We start from the raw sequence: 18,126 nt of genomic DNA, 5'->3' as shown, positions 1-18,126 counted from the left end.
GAAAGCCATTGTAATAAAATAAAATTGTTGTTTGCTATATTAGGATGGTTGGCAGGATTCCCCTCACGTTTGTCAAATAATAGTAAAGTTGTCTTTTAAATTAAGGGAATCTTCCGAATTAAAGGGTGAGAGAATGGAAATTTCAATAATCACTGCACAACTAATTAAGGAAAAAGTTATTTCACATTATCCAAATAGCGTAAAAGCATTAAACGGGGGAACGACAAGTACTGTATATTTGTTGGATGAACAATACGTTGTAAAGTTGAATGAATCGGATGTCATACGTGAAGCAGCTTATTTTTTTCAGTTTTATAAAAAGGATGAATTATTTCCAAAGCTTTTATATAAGGAACCTTTAAATCGCTATATTGTTTACTCATTCCTTGAGGGCACAACGTCTTGCAAACTAGGCCATAAACGGAGTGTTCTTTGTAAACTTGTAAAGGAAGTTATCAATAAGTATGAAGTGGCTACAGAGGTTGATGGCTGGGGATGGAAAGAAAATCTGCTTCAATCTTGGAGTGAATTTTTAACAACAAATGTGATAGAAGCTCATGAAAATGTAAGACGTTACATAAGTGAAGAAGAGTATAGAACGGTTCTTAATTTAGCAAATAGGGATGCTGGAATAAATCAGCCATTTTTATTGCATGGTGATCTTGGATTTCATAACTTTATATTTAAAGAGAATAAACTGCACGGTGTAATTGATCCTTTACCAGTGTTAGGAGATCCTATATACGATTTAATTTACGCGTTTTGTTCAACTCCGGAAAATTTAACAAAAGAAACAATTAATTATGCGATGAAACAGTGTGTATTTCATAAAAAAGACTGTGATTTATATGAAGAAATAGTCATAGGATTATATTTACGTATAGACACATGTTTAAGACACCACCCGAAAGATTTAGAAGATTATTTAATAGCTTGGCGTTATTGGATGGGTGAAATTAAGCCGGCTTTATAGCACAAATATTTTTGGGGGAGATAGTGAAATGAATGTTGCAGAAGCGAAAAAGGATTTAGCAATAAAAACGAAGAGAGGCTTACCGATTATATTAGCCGGCGTTTTATTTTGGATAGTTATGAGTATAACGGGATTTGTTCTTTCTGAAAAACAAGTGGTGTGGGTATATTTAATCGGTATGGGCTGTGTGTTTCCTTTTGGCTTAATGATAGCTGCTATATTGAAAATTGATATGTTTGCGAAAGGAAATCCGTTAGGGGTTTTGGCAGGCTTAATTGGTGGGATAAATGTATTGAATATTCCACTTGTATTACTTGCCTATTTTCAATTTCCAGAATGGTTACCTTTTGTAGTAGCGATGTTAATAGGTGTTCATTTTATTCCGTACGTATGGATTTATGAAAGTAAAAGTTATGGTTTATTGTCAGTAGGGACTGTATTTGTAACGTCAGTTTGTGGGATTCTTTTTGCAGAAAAAGGATTTATTGTAATTCCATTATCGGTTACAGTTGTCTATTTACTTACTTTTATAAGTTTGTTAATTGAAAATAAAAAAGCAGATCATTATCAACAAAAGTCAGCTTAATAAAGAAATAGGGATAGGGGGAATTATTATGGAAAATTTCGTTTGTACAACGTGTGGTGTGCAGTATGCAGCGAGTGTAGAAGAACCGGTGAGTTGTCATATTTGTGATGAAGAGAGGCAATATGTTAACCAAAAAGGACAATCTTGGACGACACTAGAAAGCTTACAAACAGGTGATACATATAAAAATGAAATAATCGAAGAGGAAAATGGACTTTATAGTATTACGACAAAACCAGGATTTGCGATCGGTCAAACTGCATTTATAGTGAAAACAGATTCATATCGTTTACTATGGGACTGTATTACGTATTTAGATGAAACGACAATTGAGAAGATAAAAGAGCTTGGTGGATTAGATGCAATTGCATTGTCTCATCCGCATTATTATTCAACGCAGGTAGAATGGGCGGAGACATTTGATGTACCAATTTATATACATGAAGATGATAAAGAGTGGGTAATGCGCCCGAGTAGTCGTATTATTTACTGGTCTGGAGAGTCATTACAATTAGCTGATGGATTAGTCATTCATCGTTTAGGGGGACATTTTAAAGGTGGATCTGTCTTACATTGGGAAGAAGGTAATGATGGAAAAGGGATTTTGTTAACAGGTGATATTATTCAAGTTGTAGCGGATGAAAGGTGGGTAAGCTTCATGTACAGCTATCCAAACTTAATTCCACTACCAGCGAGAAAAGTGGAAGAAATGGTGAATCGAGTGAAGCCGTTACAGTTTAATCGTTTATACAACGCTTTTCATCGAGTAGTAAAAGAAAATGCAAATGAGGCAGTTGAACGTTCTGCTGAAAGATATATAAAAGCAATAGAAGGAAAGTTGTTTCATACGTAAAAGGAGAATAGCTTAATGAAAACGTTAGTATGCTTTGGAGATAGTATTACAGCTGATGAAACATTTTTTAATGGAATGCCGAGATTAACACCACGTTTGCAAGAGGTGTTTCCGAACTGGAAAATAGTGAATGCAGGTATTTCAGGTGATAATACATTTGATGCGTTAAATAGAATTGAAGAAGATGTAATATCATATAAACCAGATTTCGTAACAGTTTTTCTTGGTACGAATGATGCAGTCCCTTTTTCTCAAGTGTCATTACAAGCATATAAAGAAAACTTAGAGAAGATTGTGAACCAAATTTCATCAAATAAAGTACTACTGATTAGTCCTGCACCAGTTGATGAAGAAAGACAGCATAACAGAACAAATAGAGTACTTGGTCAGTATGCAGACGTGGTGGAGGAAGTGGCGAGGGAAACAGGAAGTTATTTTCTAAACGTATTCACTGAAATGATTCAAGAACGGGATTATAAAAGATTTGTAGAAAATGATGAAAAAGATGGATTACACTTTGGACCAGAAGGTTATGAGTATGTAGCGAAGTTAATTGGTGAAAAGTTAAAAGGGATTTTATAAGGAGCAAAGCACTTAGTGTTTTGCTTTTTCTTATTTCTTTCGCAGTCCATAAACTTATTGATTGCTGTAATTTGGACAAACGTTTTGCATTTGTATGTGCGTAAAAGGCTAGTACTGTTTTAAAGTAATATAAATTTATTTTTTAAAATTTATATTTCGTAGTTGAAAATCAACAAAGGTGTAACTATAATAGTTACAGTAAGTTCGTTGTTTTGAAATGTACACATTGAATTACAAGAATGAAGGGAGTTTTTATGTAAATCAAAAAGTTATAAAAATCTATTAATTTTTATAATGAGATAAAAAGTTTTTTGTTCGTACAAATTATTAAATATGTTATTTCTAATAGAAAACTAGAGGTGGAAAAATGAAAAATTTTAAGGGTATGTTGATATCATCACTTGCAATTACAACTTTTGCTGGGGTAGGTACGACATTTGTAACAAATACAGTACATGCTGCTAATAACGATTCTAGTAAAATACAAGTTCGTTCTAATAAGAGTATAAACACAACAACTGGCTCGAGAGGGCCTGTATTATCAGTCAATCCTTATGATGAACCTAGATTTTCGAGACAGGGATATCTTGAAGAGGCACCTTTAGGAATTAATGCTCCTTATGCTTGGGGAATTAAAGGAGGAAATGGTCAGGGAGCAACTTTTGTAGATTTGGAAGAAGGCTGGTTATTAAATCATGAAGATTTAGTCGGTCAAAATATTGAATTTATGTCTGGAAAAATGAGTAATGATCTTTCTCACGGTACTTCAGTTCTAGGTGTTGTTTCTGCAGCTGACAATGGAATTGGGAACATTGGGATTGCACCAAAAGCAAAGGCAAAAGTAATTTCAGTGATCCGAGATAATGGGAGAATCGATGTAAGAGATGCTATTTTAAGTGCCGTAGATTCTTTACAGGCTGGAGATGTTTTATTAATTGAAGAATCCTTTAAATATGATGGATATGGAGATGACCCTTTACCAGTCGAAGTGTATCCTAGTATATTTAACGCGATTCGCAAAGGTACAGATAAAGGCATTATTATTGTAGAAGCAGCTGGTAATGGTGGGATTGATTTAGATGAATTTAAAGACCGTAATGGTAAACAGATTTTAAATCGAAATAGTCCAGACTTTAAAGATTCAGGATCTATTATAGTTGGAGCATCTACTGCAAGAGTTCCTCATAAACGTTTAGCTTTCTCTAACTATGGTAGTAGAATTGATGTATATGGTTGGGGAGAATATGTTGATACATTAGATACATATCAAAATCAAAATAGTAAAGGACAAAAAGTTACAGATCAGAACATAATTAATCGTTATACTTCTAATTTCCGTGGTACTTCTAGCGCTTCGCCTATAATTGCTGGGGCTGCTGTATCGATTCAAGGGATTGCTAAAGAACATTTAGGTAAGGCATATACACCAAAAGAATTGAGAGCAATTTTAAGTAATCCTAATACAGGCACAAAGTCTAATAACCCATCATCTGATAAAATAGGGGTTTTACCAGATTTAAAAGCGATTTTGTCTAACCTTGGATTTCATAGTGATTTGACTACCAATGATCCTATGGTATTTCCAGATAACGTAGAAAAAAATGAAGGAAAAGAAAATTCAACTTTCGTATTTCCAGGTGAAGAAACAAAAAGAACAGGTGATAAAAATTCAACTGTAACCTTCCCAGAAGAAGATTTAAAACAGGAGGAAAAAGAAGAGGGATTAATTGTTTTTCCTGATTAATAAAAAAATACTACCTTCCATTTGGAGGTAGTATTTTTTATTTCTTGTCAATAACAAGCAGGCATGAAATTTGTATTTGTTTATCTTTCATAATGAACTTAACCACAAAATCGAATATTTGACTGTTAATTTACTTTTTCGTCTCAATCAATTATATGAATTAATCTAGAAATGCTTGCTGCAATGCTTTCAGTCCATCACTGTAAATGCCATGAAACAGATTAATTGCCTCTTCATCACTAACTTCAACAGGAGTGAACGTACCAGACCACTCTACTAACGATGTGTTACTTTCAGTACCTTCTTTAACCTGGATTGTAGATAAATAATTAGTGACTGGGAACGGTGCATTCATGATTGAATACGTGTAGTAGCGCTCTTTATCATTGAATACTTCTAATCGTTCTATAATTGTATCGCCATCTGGATTAGCTAGATGACGTACACGACCGCCTTCAGTTAATTTACTGCTAGGTATATAAGGTAACCAGTCTGGAAGGGAGTTGAAACCTCCGATTAATTGCCATACTTGTTCCGGTGAAGAAAAAATTTCCATAGATGTAGTAGTATGTGCCATATTCATTACGCTCCTTTTCATCCCGGTATTTACGGGTAAATAATCAGTGGGGATGCTCCCACTGATTAAAGTTTCATTATTATTTTACGTTGATTGGTAGTGGTGCATTAGGTGCTACTAGTTTTTGTTCGCGCATTTCTTCCCAGAATGCTGCTGGAATTACTGTATTTAAGGCGTTTTGGTCTTCTACAATTCGTTCCGGTTTACTTGCACCAGGAACAACGGCAGCAACTGCTGGATTTGCTAGTGAAAATTGTAATGCAGCAGCTTTGATGCTGATGTCGTGACGATCTGCAAGAGCTTTGATTTTCTCAACCTTTGCAATAATTTCTGGCGATGCTTTTTGATATTCGAAGTGAGCGCCTCCAGCAAGAATACCTGAGCTATATGGGCCACCAACAACAATATCCATATTATGCTTTACAGCTGCAGGCATTACTCGTTGCAATGCACGTTCGTGGTCTAATAATGAATAGCGACCAGCTAGTAAGGATATATTTGGTTTCGCTTCTTCTAAATCAAGCATAAGTTCAATTGATTCTACTTTGTTTACTCCAAGCCCCCAGCCCTTAATAACTCCTTCTTCACGTAAACGTGTTAGCGCACGGAATGCTCCTGTTCGAGCTGTTTCAAATTGTGAAATCCACTCATCACCATAAAAGTCTTGTGCTAAATCATGAATGAAAACAAAGTCTAGACGATCTGTTTTTAAACGTTTCAAACTTTGCTCGATAGAACGAAGTGTTGCATCTGCGCTATAGTCATTGATCATTTTATTTTTGCGACCAAATTCGAAAAGTCCGCCTTTTTCACCTAAATCACGTGCAGATGGATCTTCTAGTTCATCTGAAATCGTTCGACCTACTTTGGTGCTTAAAAAGTAATCATCACGATTTCTTTTTGACAGTGCTTCACCAAGACGGATTTCCGCTAATCCAGATCCATAAAGTGGAGCTGTATCAAAGTAACGAACGCCATTCTCCCAAGCAGCATCCACTGTAGCGATTGCTTCTTCCTCTGGGATATTACGGTACATATTTCCTAGTGGTGCTGTACCAAACCCGATTTTTTCTTTTAGTAATTTACTCATTATAGATATCCTCCTAAAATATATTTGAAAATTATTTATTCATTGTGAATGGATGTGAAAATGAAAACATGTCATTTCATCGTCTGACAAAATGTATGATAAAAATACTCACTTTAAAGTACAGGTAATTTCTAATACTTCATGACTTACTCAACTCTTACAAATGCTATTATGAAATGTATTTTACATAATGAAAAGTACGTACTTTAAAGTGATATAGATACTAAAAAGTAATACAGGTACTTTTTGGTGCCGTACTACTCATCTGCTGTTTACGTATGCTATTATGAAACATGTTTAACACAATAAAAAGTACGTACTTTAAGGTGCTATAGATACTTAAAAGTAATATTTAAATATTTTAGCTTATTTGTCTTATAAAATTATTAAAGGAGATTTTTATATGAAAACATACAATATTCCTGTAGAGGCAACTTTAGAGGTTATCGGTGGAAAGTGGAAAGTAGTTATCCTTTGTCATTTAAAGAAAGACAAAAAGAGAACGTGCGAGTTAAAACAATTAATGTCTGGTATTACACAAATATAGTAAAGAAGTAGGGATGAAAATCGAAATGGTTTCTATCCCTACTTTTTCATTTTATATACAAATTAAGAACTAAAACTATATACTTTTAAAAAGTAAACTATATAATAAATGTAGAAACGAAAATTTATGAGCAAGGAAGTTGAAAAATATGACATTAACAATGGGCTTTATTGGATTTGGAAAGTCAGCTAACCGCTATCACTTACCTTATGTAAACACACGTAATAATATAAAAATAAAAACGATTTTTGTACGTCAAATAAATGAAAAATTAGCGGCTCCATATAAGGAAAAAGGTGTTTACTTCACTACTGATTTGGACGAATTGTTGAATGACAAGGAAATTCAAGTCGTGACGATCTGTACGCCAGCACATACGCATTATGAATTAGCAAAAAAAGTTATACTAGCTGGAAAATCAGTTATCGTTGAAAAACCATTTTGCGATACAGTGGAACATGCGAAAGAATTATTAGCTTTAGGACGAGAAAAAGGTGTAGTAGTTATGCCTTATCAAAACCGCCGTTTTGATGGTGATTTTTTAGCTGTGAAGCAAGTAATTGAACAAGGGTTCCTTGGTGATATTATTGAGATTGAATCACATATTGATTATTTCCGTCCTGGTTCAATCACTCATGAAGCTCCAAAAGAAGAAGGTTCATTTTACAGTTTAGGTATTCATACGATGGACCGTATGATTTCACTATTCGGCCGTCCAGATACGGTGACATACGATATTCGTAATAATGAAATGGAAGGTGCGGTTGATAACTATTTCGATGTTGGTTTACATTACGGAAATCAGTTGAAGATTAAGCTGAAAACGAACCATGTCGTAGCAAAAGATTATCCACGCTTTATCGTTCATGGAACAAATGGATCATTTATTAAATATGGTGAAGATCAGCAGGAAAATGATTTGAAAGCGGGTGTTATGCCTGAGAGTGTAGGGTTTGGTGAAGATTCACCGATGTACTATGGAGTTGCTAAGTATCGTAATGCAAATGGTGACTGGATTGAAAAACAAATTAAAACGCCACTTGGTGATTACGGTCGTTTCTATGATGCCGCGTATGAAACAATTATAAATGGTGCACCAAAACTTGTGAAAGACGAAGAAGCGGTAACGAATATTGAAATCTTAGAAAATGGATTTGCTTCCCCATCACCTTCAGTTTACAAACTTGAGGCTTTACATTTGAATGAATAGAAGAGAGTTTGCAGTATAAAGGAGGTATGGAAATGGCAAGCGGATCAACACAAGTAAAATACCTCGGCATTTATCAAAAGATTAAACAGCAAATTTTAGACGGTGAATATAAAATCAACGAAAAAATTCCGAGTAGCCCCGTCCTTGCTGAAGAATTTGGTGTTTCAGCCCTTACTATTAAGAAAGCGCTGGATCTATTAGTTAGAGACGGCTACATTATCCGCCGGCGCGGAAGTGGAACAGTGGTGCAAGATTGGCGTCAACAGGAAAAGGCACGAATGATTCAAACTTTAACGGGTACGAAAGCTGTATACGGCAGTGAGGTAGAAAGTCAAATTATCGAGTTTGCGATTGTTGGGGCTGATGAAGTAGTTGCTGAGAAATTGGGAGTTTCAATCGGTGATTTCGTCTATAAAATCATTCGCCTCCGCATCATTCACAGCATTCCGACGATTATAGAGCATACATGGATGCCAATTTCGGTTATCCCAGGTGTTGAGGCTTCTGTTTTAGAGGAGTCGATATACTCACATATTCAAAATAAACTTGGTCTTGAAGTAGGGACATCTGTTGTCAGGGTTAAAGGAATTCGCCCAGATGATAGGGAAAAGCAGTTTATGAACTTAACAAATCAGGATTTCCTAATGCGAGTTGAACAAGTAGCTTATTTAACGGATGGACGAACTTTTGAATATTCTTATGCAGATCATCTACCCGAAACCTTTGAGTTTGAAACAGTCATTACTGCAAAAAATTATAAAGAGACATAAAAACCGGTTGAGGCAAGTATTGTCTCAACCTATTTTTATGTCTTCTACAGTTATTATTCATCTGCTGTAATCAGCATGGATGTGTTCCCGGTTTTTTCAAGATGAACTTCTCCCCAGGAACAGAGGGAATCAAGTATAGCTCCTAAAGACGAACCGTAATCCGTTAAAGAGTACTCTACTTTTGGTGGTACTTGGTCATATACTTTCCTTTGAATTACACCATCTTCTTCTAGTTCCCGTAATTGTTGGGTTAACATTTTTTGCGTAATACCAGGCATTAAACGTTTTAATTCACTCGTTCTTTTTGTTCCTTTTTTTAAATGACAAAGGATAACAACCTTCCACTTTCCACCAATAACTTCTAAAGTCGCTTCTACAGGAATATTGTATGTCTTCATAAAAAAAACTCCTTTGATGAATTTAGATTACAGTTGTGAGCCTACATCCGTTGCAATACTAAAATTATTTCTTTTTAGTACCTATAACACTTTAAAGTGCGTACTATTTATTGTGCTAAATATCGGTCATAATAACCGATGTAAGAGAGAAATAAGCAGAATGGCACTTGAAAATGCATATGTTACTTTTTAGTACCTATAACACTTTAAAGTACGTACTTTTTATTAGGATGAATATAATCCATAATAGCACTTGTAAGCAAGAAATGCGTGAAATGTGCTTTGAAGGAGCCATCATGCTATGGGGAATTTTACATGAGAATAATTTGTTGTGTTATTAAAATTAATCCAAGACTTAACAGTTGATTAATTGAACTGTAAAGTTTAAAATTACAGTAAGATTTTTAAAAGTGAGTTGTTAACGTCTGTAAAATGTAGCATGAATAATAGCGATAAATGAAACATTGCTGAATAATTAACATTATGTGAATTTGATTCTAAACTGTAATTTTTTTTAATACATTTCAATAAGCGATATTTAAAATGTACGTTTAATAACATTAAAGGAGTGAGTTAAATATGGTAATTCTATATACAACAGCAAGCTGTGCTTCATGCCGAAAAGCGAAAGCATGGCTTGAAGAGCATCAAATTGATTATATTGAAAAAAACATCGTATCAAATTCTATGACAGTTGATGAGCTTAAATCGATTCTTCGTTTAACTGAAGAGGGGGCTACTGAAATTATTTCAACTAGATCGAAAACTTTTCAGGACTTAAATACAAATATTGATGAGCTCTCGCTAAATGAATTTTATACATTAATAATTGAGCATCCATTAATGTTGCGTCGCCCGATTATGCTGGACGAAAAAAGATTGCAAATTGGTTTTAACGAAGAAGAAATTCGTAAATTTTTACCACGTAGCGTCCGAACATTTTTAAACATTGAACTGCAAAAGCTGGCTAATTAATAAGTAATATTTTTTAGGGGAAGTGGTATAAAAGGAGGAAGCAGAAAATGATAGAAGTATGTGTTACAGTCAATTATAACGATAGAAATTATCAAACAAATGTTATTGTAAGTAAAGATACGATATGGACAAAAATTAAACAATTGGCAGAAGAACAAGTGAAGAAACAATGGAGTCTTTAATGTATTTTTAACTTAAAAAGCTAAAGTGAGTTATGGAATCTATTTCTTTATGCTAAGAGTGGTTCTTATTATATTTTAACGTCTGGCTAACCTATCTGTAATATTTATCCTTTCCGGCAAGAAGAACCCATCTGATTTGGGTTACGGTTGAAACCCAACAATTCAGGTGGAGATGAATTGCCGTCAGAAGATAGGCTGAACGCTTTTGTTTCTTTTGTCTTACGATATAATCTGCCCTAGGTAAGGAGGGGATATATCGTAGGACAACTAAATTAGATAAGGATAATCATAATCATTTGGATACTTGGACCAAAAGGAATTACGATGAAGACCATGTTCACATTTTGTTCCGTTCTAAATATTGATTTGTCAAAAGTAATTAACAGTTACAAAAATATTTCTTTCCTAAGAAAAAACACGATTTTAGGAAAGAAATAATTGTAATAAACTCTCTGAGAAAGGTGGTGAAAACAATGGCTAGAAAGAAAGCAGTGAAAGTATTACGGAAACAAAAGAAAAGAGAAACCATGCAACGATTCACGCAGAAACAGAATATCGGACGAGCTTGCCTCACAGCTAAAGAATTTCGTTTACTGCAGCGCATGTCGCATAGTTCAAAAGCGTTGCGAAATGTTGGGCTATACACGATGAAACAAAGTTACTTGAACAATAACAGGATGGCTACTGTAAAAGAAGTGGACACTGCTATGCAAGCCGATACGAACTACTCGGGCGTTCAATCAAACTCTGTTCAAGCGATTCGTAGAGCCGTATTTACAGAAGTAAAAAGCTTTTTTAAAGCGTTGGAACAGTGGAAGAAACATCCTGAGAAGTTCACAGGTCGTCCGAAGTTTCCAAATTATTCTCGTTCCACGGACAAACGAATTATTGAAATCTATCAAGTGCCAAAAGTGGATGAGAACGGATATTGGATCATTCCGATGAATGTGGCATTCAGGAAAAAATTCGGTTCCATTAAAATACGTATGCCTAAAAACTTGAGAAATAAAAAAATCTCCTACATTGAGATTATACCGAAGCAAAAAGGTCGGTTCTTTGAGGTGCATTACACATATGAGATGCACGTTTCTCAAGTGAAGAAACCACCCACGACCACGAGTAACGCTTTGAGTTGCGATTTAGGTGTAGATAGATTAGTAAGTTGTGTGACAAATACAGGTGATGCATTTTTAATTGATGGGAAAAAATTAAAATCCATTAACCAGTACTTCAACAAAATGATACGTAATCTAGGGCGGAAAAATATGGACAATGGAATTTCAAAACGTATTGTAACGAATCAAATGGCTGTACTTTGGCACAAACGAGAACGACAAATAAATGGTTACATTTCACAAACTGTAGGCCTGTTGTTCAAAAAAGTGAGAGCATGTAACGTAGATACAATTGTCGTAGGGTATAACGCTGGTTGGAAACAAAAATCTGATATGGGGAAAAAGAATAATCAAACATTTGTTCAAATCCCATTTCACAAACTGATGGCAGCAATTGAGAATAAATGTATAAAAGAAGGCATCCGATTTGTAAAACAAGAAGAAAGCTATACTTCAAAAGCTAGTTTTCTGGATAAAGATCCGGTTCCAGTTTGGTCTAAGGATGGTAAAACTCATTATTGCTTTAGTGGCAAACGAATCACGCGTGGTCTGTACCAAAGTAAAGCAGGAACATGTATCCATGCTGATATTAATGGTGCGCTGAATACATTGAAAAAATCAAAAGTTGTAGAATTAGATGGCAATCTCAAGGTAAAAACGCCGATTCTATTAGAAGTGCAAAAACGTAAGGCTGTTGCTTCGCGCATAGCTTAGTGGGTGTGTCAACCATCCATGTGTACTCGACTTGTCGGGGCTTGTAGCACACGCCGGATTCATCTGAGTGGTGGCTTCTTCTATAAGGGAGAACTGCTCTTTTTCGAAAGGGTGGTGGAAGTGGGAAAACAATCATTCGTTGTCAGTACCAACCAAAAACATACTTGGGGTGTTACCATAAGGTGGCATGAACGCTAGAGCGTCAACTGTCTAGTAATAGACAGAAAAGACCTAGCATTCAAACTCAAGCCCCACTGAAAGGCTTTATCTCAGTAGGGGTAGTTGACGGCTACAGTATGTTAATATATGAGAAACAATATTTTTGATTGTAGGAGGAAAACAATGAACAGCGACTTTACCTTGGCCATACACAGTTTAACTTATTTAGCTTTACAGCCAGACCGGATGTCAACAAGTAATGCTATTTCAGAAAGTGCAGGTGTTCACCCAGTACGCATTCGCAAAGTACTAAGTTTGTTAAAAAAACATAAGTTTATACAATCGAAAGAGGGGACTGGTGGCGGTTTTATTTTCGCTCGCGATTTAGATGAAATTAATCTTTGGCATATTTATCAGATAACCTCTGAAGGTGCTTTGCAGCCGAAGTGTCCAGAATCAAACAATCAGTGTGTTGTAGGTTCGAACATGCGAAAAGTTCTTTTCGCTATTTTCTTAGGTGCTGAAGAGCATCTAGGTGAATACTTAAAGAATTATACAATGAAAGAAGTTGTTGAACTTATCAATCAAGAGCGTTAAGCGGCTTAATTATTATATAGCCGTGAGTTCTTAATACTTAAATGTAATGAAAAATATTACAGTATAATTTGTTTTTATATCTTTTTTATCGTCACAAAAAATATTTATAAGAAGGTGAAACGGTATGATGTCAAATAATAATCATGTTTTAAAAGTAGGAGATTGGGTTCGTGGAATATCAAATGAAGGTGAATTAATAGTTGGTTATATTGTATCACTTGATGATGTAGAGGATATAGTTACAGTTAGTATTGTGAAACGTGACGGCAAGTACACAATAAACGAAGCGATTTTACTCTTTAGTAAACACGTTAACAAACTTCCTGAATCAAAGGTAATAAATAAGGAACAAATCCTTTATCTTATAGATCTTGCATTATTAACAGGGGATGAAGAATGGTTTATCGAGCTTTCTTCAAAATTAAACTCGATAAAAGAGCTAGTTAATGAGGGATTTTAAAATTTAAACTTTTGAGGATGCACACAATCCGCCTTATGGAGAGGACATAATTACTTTTCGCATAAAAGGAAATGATGTAAAAACGATTCATTACAAACATAGAGATATCCCTGAAGAAGAGCCGAACAAACTACAATTAAGATGATATTGAAGTGATTTGTTTGTGTATTCCTGATAACGATAATTATGTAAATGAGCTGTCCATATGGGGCAGCTTTTTTGTTTTTTGCTCAGTGTAGCTTTTTAAATTGTATATGAATTCAATATTAATAATATATATCCTAAAATTTGGTTTTTGTATTTTGGGATTTTTTTCTTTTTACCTACATTAATTATTTATTAGAATATCTTTTATGTTTAAAATAAAATTTTTTGATAAAAGGGGATATAAGTATCTTTATAATAAGTCACCTAGAAAAACAATGTATTATTGTATTTTTTACTAACTAATTCAGCTTTAAGCGATAAAAACAATGGCTACATGCTAACTGTAAAATATTATCCATATAAAATTATTCCGCTTTAATATTTCTGAAAATATAAAAATATTAATTTTATAAATATACACGTTATAATGAGGGCGTCGAGAGAAATTTTATTATCTCTGGAGAAAATATAAAAAATGCGATTATTAGTAAGAAAGGTGTGTGATTAGAGGCGAAATGTATGTAATGTGCTTCAGTGGCTTGTGTAAGCAATATCATCAGTGCTACCGAAGTTATGAAGGTAATGTATAGAATTGAGAAAGAAATGCCTCGCAAATGAAGAGAGGCCGGTTTAGCTAAAATTACTGTTAAAAGTAAAAAAAGAGAAACCATTAAAGTAATACACTGTTATTAGAAATGTTGCAACGTATTTATGAAGTCTATTCTATATTGTTCTCTTAAGAGGTCTTTATATAAAGAGCGGATATTACGAGTAAACTTTTTTGTGAACGCTAACAATTATATTAGGACGCTAACTAGCGAATGTTTCAATTTGGATTCATTATGATGAAGGACATACAAAGTGGGGCAACTTGTAAGGAATTCATTTTCCGAAAAGGGAATATTTGTTAGGTGTAAAGAGAGATGTAGGAATAGATACAAGGGGGAGTTATTATATGAACGGGAATACTGCAAAGAAAATAGAAGTTCAAGCTGAAAATACCGCACTAAAAAATGAGCAATATGCAGATCCGAAAAAGTGGCATAAGCAGGATACTACATGGGCACTCAGTCTATTTGGAACTGCAATTGGAGCAGGGGTGCTCTTTTTACCGATTAATGCAGGTTCAGGTGGTTTATTATCTTTACTACTAATTACATTACTTGCATATCCAGTTATGTACTACTCACATAGGGCGCTTGCTAAAATGATATACGCTTCTAATTCTGCTGATGAGGGGATCACAGGTACAATTAGAGAGTATTTCGGAAATAAAGCGAGTATCATTTTTAACATCGTATATTTCAGTTCAATTTATACAATCGTACTAATGTATTCGGTTGCGCTTACAAATACTGCAAGTAGTTTTATCGTGCATCAATTGCACATGCCAGAGCCTCCAAGGGCTATTTTATCACTTGTATTAGTTCTTGGTCTTATCGCTATACTGAATTTTGGTCAAGATATCACTGTAAAGATCATGAGTATGCTAGTGTATCCTTTCATAGCTTCTCTACTGTTTATCGCAATATCTTTAATTCCACAGTGGAATACGTCAATGCTTAGCTTTTCAGCTGTTTCTACTGCTTCAACAGGAACAGGATATTTGGGAACGATACTGTTGATTCTACCAATCATCGTATTCTCATTTAATCATTCACCTATGATTTCATCATTTGTTGTGAAACAGAGAGCTACGTATGGAATCGAAGCCACTGATGCTAAATGTGCGCAAATACAAAAGGTTTGTTATATCATGACATTCGTTGTAGTTATGTTCTTCGTTTGGAGTAGTGCACTGAGCTTAACTCCAGAGGATTTAAAAATGGCAAAAGAGCAAAACTTATCAATCCTTTCATATCTTGCGAATGAACTTAATTCACCTGTAATCACGATTGCAGCTCCAATTATTGCTTTTGTGGCTATTACAAAGTCTTTCCTTGGCCATTATATCGGAGCATTTGAAGTAATGCGTGACATGATTATTAAGTTCGGTAAATCACGTGGAAAAGATATTGAAGAAAAAACAATTAAGACAATCGTCCTTACTTTTGTTGTATTATCATGTTGGTTTGTTGCTTATACAAATCCAAGTATTCTTGGACTTATTGATTCTCTAAGCGGTCCTTTAGTTGCTGCTATCTTATGTCTATTACCGATGTATGCGATTCAAAAAGTGCCAGTACTAGCTAAATACAAAGGGAAAATGAGCAACGTATTTGTTATTATTGTAGGTGTACTTACTGTCTTAGCAAGTATTAAGTCATTATTCTAATTCACTATTATTGGTATTAGTGTAAAAATAGTTAACATGAAAAACTTTTTGGACAAACTTCTCACATTGGAGAGTTTGTCCTTTTTTAGTCATTCTATCAACTTGCCGACAAACAAGCCACCTTCCAGGCAGAAGGTGGCTTGTTTCGGTATTAATTTATTTTAACTATTCATGTCTGAATGGCCCTTTTGGAGCAATTAGCTCTAAATTAGTACCATCTGGATCGGGGAAGTAGGCAACTCCTGTACCAAATCCAGATTTCTAGCCGTCTTCTTGAAAGATAATTGGTTCGTCATATGGTGCTATCCTATGCCCATCAAGCTAACAAAATGGATTGCCTCTGAAACAAAAAATGATTTTTATTACTATAAAAAACGTAAAGTATCTGTTTTTAGAAAAAATTAATTTTTATAAATTGATGGAGATATAACTCAATTCTTTTATATATTTAGTTAAATATGATTGTCAGAATGAACTTAAAGTAATTATGATTTCTAGAAATACGAACTGATGTTTTGAATTGGTTTAAAGTTGCTGGAACAAAATAAAACCAATTGAGCAAAAAAACTTGCAAAAATAAAAAGAGAGATGTATATTAATTGATGTATCAATAATTGATGCATCAATTAATATTTTGACAAGAAAGAAAAGGAACATTTTATGAAGGAAATGTTCGTAAATATCAGTGGAGAAGAACGCAAAATACTTATTCATGTTCTATTACAGATACAAAAAAATGTAGAGAATATTAAAGAATAGAGAGTGTAGGGGGCAGAATAGTGTGGAAATAATCGCAGCTATTTTAGTCGGGATCGTAGCATTAGAACATTTGTTTATCATGATCCTTGAAATGTTTTTTATTGATTCAAAAGTAGCGAAACGTGCTTTCAAATTACCGAAGCATTTAGAAGGAGATCGAAACGTAGCCATTATGTTTGCAAACCAAGGTTTATATAATGGATTTTTAGCGGCTGGTCTCATTTGGGGACTTGTACTTGGGCTCAATCCAATTGGTTATATGGTCCAATTATTTTTCGTGATTTGTGTGGTGATAGCAGCTATTTTCGGAGGTTTCACATCTAATAAATCAATTATTGTGAAACAAGGACTTCCAGCTGTTTTAGCACTAGTTGCTCTTTTATGTATGATATAGAATCAAAGTTTCTCAATAAAAGAACTCATTTTTGAAAAAATACGCTATTCTTTCTTTAGAATTATAGGAAAGGATAGCGTTTTTGTATGTCTATTTCTATATGTAGTGAATTACAACTATTCCTTCAAGGGATTCAACTGCTTTTCAGCTTTTGGATATATTTTCATCCATCTTTGTTTCCTCCTATTGTTGGATAGTGTAATAATTGATAAAAATTTTGATGAAATTGGATTATAATGATTGATCAAAAAAGCTAGTGATTAAAAATATTATTCTTTAGTACATACATTTTTAAGATGTTAAATATATTTCATAATAGTCTCTGTAAGATAAGGGTAACTAGAATAGTACTTTTTATAACTTTGAATATCATTCATAATAGCACCAGTAAGAAGAAAACAAGCTTTACGGTACTAGTCACCAAAGATGTTACAGTAGTTTATTTAGAATCAGATTGATTGAAAGGTTGTACTATATGGCCTAATAATTTCGAAAAAATGTCGGTGTGGCATAAAACAATTATGGAGGTTAAAGATATGAGTACTTCAAATTTGAATGAAATAAGTAAACGAATTTTAATAGAGGAGGAAACACTTCAATTTTCCTCTTTTACAAATGAAGATGCACTGCAACTAGGTTTATTTATCATTGAAACAGCGAAGAAAGAGGGGAAATTGATTGCTGTTGATATAACGAAAAACGGTGTGCAATTGTTTCATTTCAAAATGACAGGGACAAATGAGGAAAATACGAAATGGATTGAGCGTAAAAAACGAGTCGTTTCTCTGCATGATCATAGCTCGTATTATATGCAGATACAAAGTGAAATAACTGGAATCTCATATAATGAAAAATATCTTTTAGATACTTCGGAATATGCTGCGTTTGGTGGCTGCTTTCCTATCAGAATAAAAGACGTAGGGGTTATTGGAATGATAACAGTTTCGGGATTACCACCAGAAGAAGATCACGAATTGGTTATAAGAGCAGTTAAGAATCATCTGAAGCAATAATAAAAA

Annotated in this window: 18 protein-coding genes and 4 pseudogenes; 18 read left to right on the top strand and 4 right to left on the bottom strand. The window is 34.2% G+C overall.

Annotated elements, in window-relative coordinates; translation table 11 throughout:
* The first annotated feature begins 133 nt into the window (after nt 1–133).
* From ACYFX0_RS01490 to ACYFX0_RS01470, 5 genes are all read left to right on the top strand, one after another.
* Nucleotides 134–973 carry a phosphotransferase gene (locus tag ACYFX0_RS01490; protein ID WP_460269721.1) on the top strand — a complete coding sequence of 280 codons (840 nt, stop codon included), beginning with the start codon at nt 134–136 and terminating at the stop codon, nt 971–973.
* A gap of 28 nt (nt 974–1,001) precedes the next feature.
* Nucleotides 1,002–1,559: a DUF7010 family protein gene (locus ACYFX0_RS01485; protein WP_001099747.1), complete on the top strand. Its 558-nt coding sequence runs from the start codon at nt 1,002–1,004 to the stop codon at nt 1,557–1,559.
* A gap of 28 nt (nt 1,560–1,587) precedes the next feature.
* Nucleotides 1,588–2,412 carry an MBL fold metallo-hydrolase gene (locus tag ACYFX0_RS01480; protein WP_086397780.1) on the top strand — a complete coding sequence of 275 codons (825 nt, stop codon included), beginning with the start codon at nt 1,588–1,590 and terminating at the stop codon, nt 2,410–2,412.
* 15 nt (nt 2,413–2,427) lie between these two features.
* Nucleotides 2,428–2,994 carry an SGNH/GDSL hydrolase family protein gene (locus ACYFX0_RS01475; protein WP_460269719.1) on the top strand — a complete coding sequence of 189 codons (567 nt, stop codon included), beginning with the start codon at nt 2,428–2,430 and terminating at the stop codon, nt 2,992–2,994.
* A 367-nt stretch (nt 2,995–3,361) separates the two neighbouring features.
* A complete protein-coding gene (locus ACYFX0_RS01470; RefSeq protein WP_086397782.1) occupies nt 3,362–4,738 on the top strand; it encodes a S8 family peptidase in 1,377 nt (458 codons plus the stop codon).
* A 160-nt stretch (nt 4,739–4,898) separates the two neighbouring features.
* Here ACYFX0_RS01470 and ACYFX0_RS01465 read toward each other — a convergent pair whose 3' ends face one another.
* Both ACYFX0_RS01465 and ACYFX0_RS01460 read right to left on the bottom strand, forming a co-directional pair.
* A complete protein-coding gene (locus ACYFX0_RS01465) occupies nt 4,899–5,315 on the bottom strand; it encodes an SRPBCC family protein (protein ID WP_000951538.1) in 417 nt (138 codons plus the stop codon).
* Nucleotides 5,316–5,394: 79 nt separating this feature from the next.
* Nucleotides 5,395–6,405 (bottom strand): aldo/keto reductase, encoded by a 1,011-nt coding sequence (locus tag ACYFX0_RS01460; protein WP_000040529.1) that lies wholly within the window; start codon nt 6,403–6,405, stop codon nt 5,395–5,397.
* A gap of 403 nt (nt 6,406–6,808) precedes the next feature.
* Between ACYFX0_RS01460 and ACYFX0_RS01455 the strand changes: the two are divergent.
* The 3 genes and pseudogenes from ACYFX0_RS01455 to ACYFX0_RS01445 all read left to right on the top strand — a co-directional run.
* A pseudogene (locus tag ACYFX0_RS01455) lies at nt 6,809–6,946 on the top strand (winged helix-turn-helix transcriptional regulator); the annotation flags it as partial.
* A gap of 154 nt (nt 6,947–7,100) precedes the next feature.
* Nucleotides 7,101–8,162 carry an oxidoreductase gene (locus ACYFX0_RS01450; protein ID WP_000176638.1) on the top strand — a complete coding sequence of 354 codons (1,062 nt, stop codon included), beginning with the start codon at nt 7,101–7,103 and terminating at the stop codon, nt 8,160–8,162.
* Between the two features lie 32 nt (nt 8,163–8,194).
* Nucleotides 8,195–8,932: a GntR family transcriptional regulator gene (locus ACYFX0_RS01445; RefSeq protein WP_017763438.1), complete on the top strand. Its 738-nt coding sequence runs from the start codon at nt 8,195–8,197 to the stop codon at nt 8,930–8,932.
* A 53-nt stretch (nt 8,933–8,985) separates the two neighbouring features.
* Here ACYFX0_RS01445 and ACYFX0_RS01440 read toward each other — a convergent pair whose 3' ends face one another.
* The gene (locus tag ACYFX0_RS01440) at nt 8,986–9,330 is read right to left on the bottom strand and encodes a winged helix-turn-helix transcriptional regulator (protein WP_000860831.1); all 345 of its coding nucleotides are present in this window, start codon (nt 9,328–9,330) and stop codon (nt 8,986–8,988) included.
* A gap of 579 nt (nt 9,331–9,909) precedes the next feature.
* Between ACYFX0_RS01440 and spxA the strand changes: the two genes are divergently transcribed.
* From spxA to ACYFX0_RS01400, 8 genes and pseudogenes are all read left to right on the top strand, one after another.
* Nucleotides 9,910–10,305 carry a transcriptional regulator SpxA gene (gene spxA / locus ACYFX0_RS01435; RefSeq protein ID WP_000236191.1) on the top strand — a complete coding sequence of 132 codons (396 nt, stop codon included), beginning with the start codon at nt 9,910–9,912 and terminating at the stop codon, nt 10,303–10,305.
* Between the two features lie 47 nt (nt 10,306–10,352).
* Nucleotides 10,353–10,487, top strand: a complete 135-nt coding sequence (locus ACYFX0_RS01430) for a BA3454 family stress response protein (RefSeq protein ID WP_000573531.1) — start codon at nt 10,353–10,355, stop codon at nt 10,485–10,487.
* A gap of 317 nt (nt 10,488–10,804) precedes the next feature.
* Nucleotides 10,805–10,889: pseudogene (locus ACYFX0_RS01425) on the top strand (transposase); the annotation flags it as partial.
* Nucleotides 10,890–10,960: 71 nt separating this feature from the next.
* Entirely contained in the window at nt 10,961–12,316 is a 1,356-nt protein-coding gene (locus ACYFX0_RS01420; protein WP_086397784.1) for an RNA-guided endonuclease TnpB family protein, read from the top strand.
* A gap of 342 nt (nt 12,317–12,658) precedes the next feature.
* Nucleotides 12,659–13,072 (top strand): Rrf2-family transcriptional regulator SaiR, encoded by a 414-nt coding sequence (saiR, locus tag ACYFX0_RS01415; protein ID WP_001083466.1) that lies wholly within the window; start codon nt 12,659–12,661, stop codon nt 13,070–13,072.
* 124 nt (nt 13,073–13,196) lie between these two features.
* Nucleotides 13,197–13,532, top strand: a complete 336-nt coding sequence (locus ACYFX0_RS01410; protein WP_000987461.1) for an IDEAL domain-containing protein — start codon at nt 13,197–13,199, stop codon at nt 13,530–13,532.
* 7 nt (nt 13,533–13,539) lie between these two features.
* Nucleotides 13,540–13,677 (top strand): annotated as a pseudogene (locus ACYFX0_RS01405) (DUF3888 domain-containing protein); the annotation flags it as partial.
* A 957-nt stretch (nt 13,678–14,634) separates the two neighbouring features.
* Nucleotides 14,635–15,954 (top strand): aromatic amino acid transport family protein, encoded by a 1,320-nt coding sequence (locus ACYFX0_RS01400; RefSeq protein WP_001014174.1) that lies wholly within the window; start codon nt 14,635–14,637, stop codon nt 15,952–15,954.
* A gap of 165 nt (nt 15,955–16,119) precedes the next feature.
* On the opposite strand, the pseudogene ACYFX0_RS01395 reads toward ACYFX0_RS01400, so the two are convergent.
* Nucleotides 16,120–16,248: pseudogene (locus tag ACYFX0_RS01395) on the bottom strand (VOC family protein); the annotation flags it as partial.
* Between the two features lie 487 nt (nt 16,249–16,735).
* Between ACYFX0_RS01395 and ACYFX0_RS01390 the strand changes: the two are divergent.
* A complete protein-coding gene (locus tag ACYFX0_RS01390) occupies nt 16,736–17,107 on the top strand; it encodes a DUF1304 domain-containing protein (protein ID WP_000402472.1) in 372 nt (123 codons plus the stop codon).
* Between the two features lie 497 nt (nt 17,108–17,604).
* On the top strand, nt 17,605–18,120 hold the full coding sequence (locus ACYFX0_RS01385) for a heme-degrading domain-containing protein (protein WP_127726080.1): 516 nt from the start codon (nt 17,605–17,607) through the stop codon (nt 18,118–18,120).
* The last annotated feature ends 6 nt before the right edge of the window (nt 18,121–18,126 follow it).

It is taken from the genome of Bacillus sp. NEAU-Y102, assembly GCF_054788175.1.
The sequence above is the reverse complement of the archived record's forward strand: the minus strand, read 5'-3'. Positions and strand labels throughout refer to the sequence as shown.